At 25.7% G+C, this 5,902-nt stretch carries 6 protein-coding genes; 4 read left to right on the top strand and 2 right to left on the bottom strand.

What is annotated here, in order from left to right; all coding sequences use genetic code 11:
• Positions 1–897: AAA family ATPase (locus ABNK64_RS10870; protein WP_349764391.1), on the bottom strand; the 897-nt coding region annotated here is incomplete at its 3' end.
• 179 nt (positions 898–1,076) lie between these two features.
• On the opposite strand from ABNK64_RS10870, the gene ABNK64_RS10865 reads away from it, so the two are divergent.
• From ABNK64_RS10865 to ABNK64_RS10850, 4 genes are read left to right on the top strand one after another with little or no spacing between them, the layout of a single operon-like run.
• The gene (locus ABNK64_RS10865) at positions 1,077–2,042 is read left to right on the top strand and encodes a hypothetical protein (RefSeq protein ID WP_349764389.1); all 966 of its coding nucleotides are present in this window, start codon (positions 1,077–1,079) and stop codon (positions 2,040–2,042) included.
• Positions 2,043–2,044: 2 nt separating this feature from the next.
• The gene (locus tag ABNK64_RS10860) at positions 2,045–3,787 is read left to right on the top strand and encodes a hypothetical protein (RefSeq protein ID WP_349764387.1); all 1,743 of its coding nucleotides are present in this window, start codon (positions 2,045–2,047) and stop codon (positions 3,785–3,787) included.
• Between the two features lie 18 nt (positions 3,788–3,805).
• Positions 3,806–4,843 carry a hypothetical protein gene (locus ABNK64_RS10855; RefSeq protein ID WP_349764385.1) on the top strand — a complete coding sequence of 346 codons (1,038 nt, stop codon included), beginning with the start codon at positions 3,806–3,808 and terminating at the stop codon, positions 4,841–4,843.
• A 20-nt stretch (positions 4,844–4,863) separates the two neighbouring features.
• Positions 4,864–4,998, top strand: a complete 135-nt coding sequence (locus ABNK64_RS10850) for a hypothetical protein (protein WP_349764383.1) — start codon at positions 4,864–4,866, stop codon at positions 4,996–4,998.
• 86 nt (positions 4,999–5,084) lie between these two features.
• Here the strand turns inward: ABNK64_RS10850 and ABNK64_RS10845 are convergent.
• A partial coding sequence (locus ABNK64_RS10845; RefSeq protein ID WP_349764381.1) for a PD-(D/E)XK nuclease domain-containing protein occupies positions 5,085–5,902 on the bottom strand: 818 nt, incomplete at its 5' end.

Genomic DNA, 5,902 nt, shown 5'->3' with positions numbered 1-5,902 from the left:
TTCTTTCACTCTCACAAAGTGTAAAATACTCCAAGGGTTATATACTTGTGTGTTACCAAAAGTATATCCATTATACCACTCTTTTACTTCTTCAAGTTTACACTCCACTTCATAATATTTTAGCATATCTTCTACTTCATTTTCTAAAAGTCCAAAGTACTTACTATATTCATTTTCTAAAATCGTATTAGAATAAAAATTATTTAAGTCAGAAAATATTCCAGCTTGTGCTACTCTAATTATCCCTGTCAGTACTCCCATTTGTAAGTTGGCATTAGATTTTAAAGCTCCACCATAGAAAATCTTAAAAAATTGTAGAGCCTCATTATAATAGCCAAATTCATGGGCAGTGAGAAGAGGAGTATCATATTCATCTATTAAAATAATTACTTTTTGTTGGTGGTATTCACTTAAACAGTTTATTAAAAATTTTAAAGAATTTTCATAATCCTCATCTTCTCTATTCCAAATTTTATCAAAAATTTTTAAACTTCTACTATTCAAACTTTCTCTCAAATATTCATATTGATTAAATAAATCAGAAATTAAAGTTCTTATTTGAGTAGACATAGCTTCAAAGTTATTTCCTTTAAGTTCTTTCATAGTAATAAAGATAACAGGATAATTACCTTGCTCTTTAATCATAGGAGAGTCTTCTATATATAGTCCATTGAATAATTTTCTATTCTCTATTTTATTTCTAATATCAAAAAAATATTTTAACATAGACATATTAAGGGTCTTACCAAATCTTCTAGGACGACAAAAAAGTTTTATCTTGGCTTTATCATTTAAAATCTCTTCAATAAATTTGGATTTATCAACGAAGTAACAATCTTGTGTAATGACATCTTTAAAATCATCATTACCTATAGCAATACCTTTTTTGTTAAACATATTCTCACCTCATTTCTTTCTATTCAAGTATATTATACCATTTTTTATAGGAAAATATAAGTAGATTAATAGAAAGGAGTGTAGTAAAATATATTAAAGAAAAAGATTTAATAAGAATAGGTATTGTGAGAAATTAAGTCATAATGATGAAAGGTTAATTATTTAAGGAAAGGACAACTATGAAAAGAATAATAAAATCAATAGTAATTATTTCATTACTACTTTTAACATCTTGTAGAAGAGTAACAGAGCAACAAGCAAGAGAAGCACTGCACAATAATTTAATAAAAAGATATGGCGAAGAATTTGAAATAGGATATATGGGTAGACGTTCAGATGGGAAAGAAATATGGTATGAAGCAGAAATATACCCTTCAAAATATAAAGGAACACCTAAAGAATATGATAAGTATTATCGTAGTACGGGAAGTGTAGATATAAGAAAGGGAATATTTGGTGAAAAGATAGACTATACAGGAGATTTATATAGAGAAGTATTAATAAATGAATCAGCTAGTAAATTTTATTTAACTAAATTAAAAGAGTTATTTGGTGAAAATGTATTACCAGTATTTAATATAGATGTGAGTAAATTAGCAATAAACCCAGATTATTATGAAACATTGAAAAATAGATTAGCAGAAGGAAGAAGTTTAAAATTAAAAGGAGGAATCTATATCTTTGGAAGGGTGGAAAATGATGAAGATAGGGAATGGTATAGGAAACAAATTTACGAATTTGTGCAGTTTATGAAACAGACAGGAACTTTTGAATATGTTGATTTAGGTATCACAGTTATAGATGAACGGGAATTAGTTAATTTAGATAATCCACATAAATATATAGAAAATTTATCAAATGATTTGGATAAAGAAACTTGGAGAAAAGAAAGAAGAAGACTAATGAAAAATGGAGATGAAGAGTTTGTAAAACTTTCTAAAGACGAACTTAAAAATAGAATAAACTCTTTGAATAAAGGAAGTTATGATGACTCTGGATTTATAAATCTACTATTTACTCGTATTTATTCACCTAAATATATAAAATCTAAAGGGTGGAATGAAAGTAATAGAAAAGAATTATATGAGGAAATAAAAGAATATAATTCAATTGAAGATATTACTTTTAAAATGGAATGGTGGTAAAAATGACAAGTATAACAGATAAAGAATTATTAGCGATATGTAATCTTTCTAATTTAAAAATGGAGTTTGCTAATTTAATAGAAAAATTTGAAGAAAAAGAAGATCCAAATGTTAAAGGAAACAAAATAAAAATCTACACAAATCATACAATCTATTCACTCTTAGAAAAAGAAATAGATGCAATTAAAAGCAACAATATAGATGAAAGAGCATTTTTTAAAAAGAAAGAAGAAAATAGTCAAAGTAAAGGTAGTAATAAAGAAAAAGAAGGGAAAATTCCAATTTATTCAAATATAATAGATTTACAAAAAGAAGCAGGAATAGTTTATGAATATTTTGAAAAAAAAGATTTAGGAAATTTTTTAAACAATTGGGAAATACTATTTGCTGGAGATACATACAATGTTATAACTAATTATTATGATAGAATTAATGATCTTATTGATAAAAAATTAAGAAACAGTTATAGTGCAAATTATATATTTGAAACTTTTAAAGAAGATGATAATCAAAATATTGGTACAAAAGTTAATGTTACTCTTACAAATGATGATGGGAAAAAAAATGTATATATAAATAATTTACCCTTGGCTAATACTAATTTAAAAAAAGAACTTATAGAGTTTATAGAAGAAGACTTAAAAAATATCATTGGTACAAAAATAGAATATCCTTCAAGAGTTGAATTAGAGGAAATTAAAAAAAATAATCAGAGAATTGATTTATATATAAAGATTGTTGGATTATCTTTTGTTCTAATTCCTATTATTGCTAAAGAAGTTAAATTAGTAAGAGGTATGTTGAAGGGGGAAATAGATAGATTTGGAAAAACTGCTATAGACAATACTTTAAACTCTATTACTAGGAAAATTAGTCGTATAATAAGTGATGAAGATTTTTTGAACTCTAAACTAGGACAACAAAAATTAAAAAAAGAAGTCCAAAAAATTTTAAATTCAGGTCTGAGACCTAAAAATTTAAAAGAAGTCTTTTATATACAAAAAGAAAATTTTTATAATAATCTTAAATATTTTTTTGATGGAGAAAACTTCACTAAAGAAATGAAAGTAATAATAAAAAATAATGATTCTTGGGATAAAATAAAAATAGCTATGTTGGAATTAATTACAGGAGATAATGGAGCTATTAACAAAGGAATTGACTATATAAAAGGAAAAAATAAAATAAGTACTCAAGACCAAGTTGTCTTATTTTTAGAAAAATTAAAAAATGAAATTGGAAGTGGAGCTGATATAAAAGAACTTGATGAAATAAAAGCTATATTCGATGCTAGTGTAGCTTTAATTCATCTAAAACCACTATTAAATCATTTAAATATAATGGATGAAGATTTTGGTATTATGTTATTAAGAAATAGGAAGGAATTAGTAATATGTTTCAAAAATAATCCTAATTACAATGAAAAAATAAATGATAGAAATATAAACCATGAACTAATGATGATGGAACTATTTAATACAAATATTTTATCTAAATATTTAGAAGATGATAGTGAAATCAAAATCACTATTACTGGATTTGGAAATGGAGCTGAACTAGCTACTATTTACTATTATACATTCTTTAAAACTAATGAAGTGGAGTTAAAAATTTTTTCACACAATAAGCTAGATATCTTAACTAATGGATTTTTTTTCTTACCAGAAAATTTGGGAGCATTATATAGTCATAAATATTTACAAAGTTTAGATATAGCTAATACTCATACAGTAAGTTTGGGTTAATTACAGGAGAGGACAACTATGAAAAGAATAATAAAATCAATAGTAATTATCTTATTACTTCTTTTAACAGCATGTGGAAACGCTAGTGAAGAAAAAGCTAAAAAGATGTTAGCAACTCATTTAAAAGAGAGATATGGAGAAGAGTTTGATATTAGGTGGGGAGGTAGAGATGGATATTCTACTCCTAGTAAAAAAGTAGCTTGGTTTCAATTTGATATTGTTCCAGAAAGTTATTTAGGTACTAATAAATTATATGATAAGTATTATGATTGTTACGGAACTGTTATGATAAGGAAAAAACTTTTTGGAGAAAAGTTAGAAACACCAAGAGATACATATAGTAATGTTTTATTAAAGGAACAAGCCAATGAGTTTTATGTAAAAAAGTTAAAAGAGCTTTTTGGAGAAAATGTATTACCAGTTTTAGAAGTTACAGGTTCTTTTTCTGTAAAAAATAAGAGTTTCTTGGAAAATGTAGAGTTAACTGAAAAGCGAAGAAAAGAAAATAATAATACTCCTCTATATATAGAAGGAGGAATCTATATCTTTGGAAGGGTAGAAAATGATGCAGATAGAGAGTGGTATAGGAAACAAATTTACGAATTTGTGCAGTTTATGAAGCAGACGGGAACCTTTGAATATGTTGCTATGCAAATTAAAATTTTAGATGAAAGATGTTTAACTGATTATTTTGATAGAAATAAACTAGAATTATTAGAAGCTAAACAAAAATATACTACATCTAAAGATTATTTAGAGTTTAGAGAGAAATTTTTTAAAAAATGTAATAATGAATATGAACAAATGACACAAGAAGAAAAAAATATTAAAATGGATAGTTTTAATAAAGGAGAATTTAATGATTATGGAACTAACACTTATTTTTCCTTGTATCATATGGGATTAACAAGTCCTAAATTTAAAGATTCAGAGCCAAGAGATAAGAGTAGAAGAAAAGAATATAATAGCATAGCTGATGTTCAACTATTAAATTCTGTAAAAATTATGTATGAAGAATATTATAGAGCTGATAATGGAGATATAATAGAAAAATAATAACTTAATGAGGTGATGAAATGTCAAATATTACAGATAAAGAGTTATTGGCAATATGTAATTTATCTAATTTAAAGATGGAATTTGCACAAGTTCGTTACAAAGAAGCAGAAACTGAAAACTACACAAATCATACAATCTATTTAGATTTCTAAAAACTCTTTATTCAATATTTTTTATCTTCTTTAAAGGAAAAAATAAGAATTTCATATATTGAAAATGAGAGGACTTTTTCTCTCATTTAATCTATATATCTAAATTTAACTTTCTTACCCTCAAAGGCTACTCCTATTTTTACAATATCTTTTACACCTTTACTTTCTAAGAATTGTGTATATTTTTTTAATTTTATCTGTTTTGCTCCCTCTTCAGCTTTCCTTTCTAAATCTTCCTCATCTTTAGCAAGTTTTAGTTCTAAGATATATCCAGTTCTATTCCTATAAAGTGGCTCAAGAATTATATCAGCTCTACCATATCCACTCTCTATATTAGAGTGTGGCTCATAATCTGTCTTCATAGCAATAAGAAAACCGAGTAAGAACATGTGATAAGAGTTTTCTTTTTGAGTGATGTCAAAGGAACTTAAATTTTCCATAATAAGTTTTTCTATTGACTCTTCTAGTAATTTTAAATTTCTAGTAATAAGAGCAATTTTTACATTGTCTATCACAGCAATTCTATTAAAAACTATACTGATAAATGTGGTATGAAAAAAACTCATAATCTCTTTGTTAGGTATTCTAATACTATAAATATCTGAAGTAATTTTTTCTTTCAAAGTCAGATACCCAGAGTATAGCATTAGGGAATAAACTTCATTTTCCGCTAGGTGAGTGTGAACTTCTACATTACTATCTACCCTAGTTAATAATTCTTCTTTGTTAAAAAGTTTTTCTAAATTTTTAAAAACTTCTTGATTACTATTTTTTAATATTTCTCTAATTAAGTAATTAGAAGAGGTATTTACCCAAAAAGGACTCAGTTCTTTCACTCTCACAAAGTGTAAAATACTCCAAGGGTTATATACTTGTGTGTTACCAAAAGTATATCCATTATACC

The organism is Fusobacterium sp. SYSU M8D902 (assembly GCF_040199715.1).
GTDB lineage: Bacteria > Fusobacteriota > Fusobacteriia > Fusobacteriales > Fusobacteriaceae > Fusobacterium_A.
Note: the sequence above shows the minus strand (reverse complement) of the source record. Positions and strands in the feature narration are given on the sequence as shown.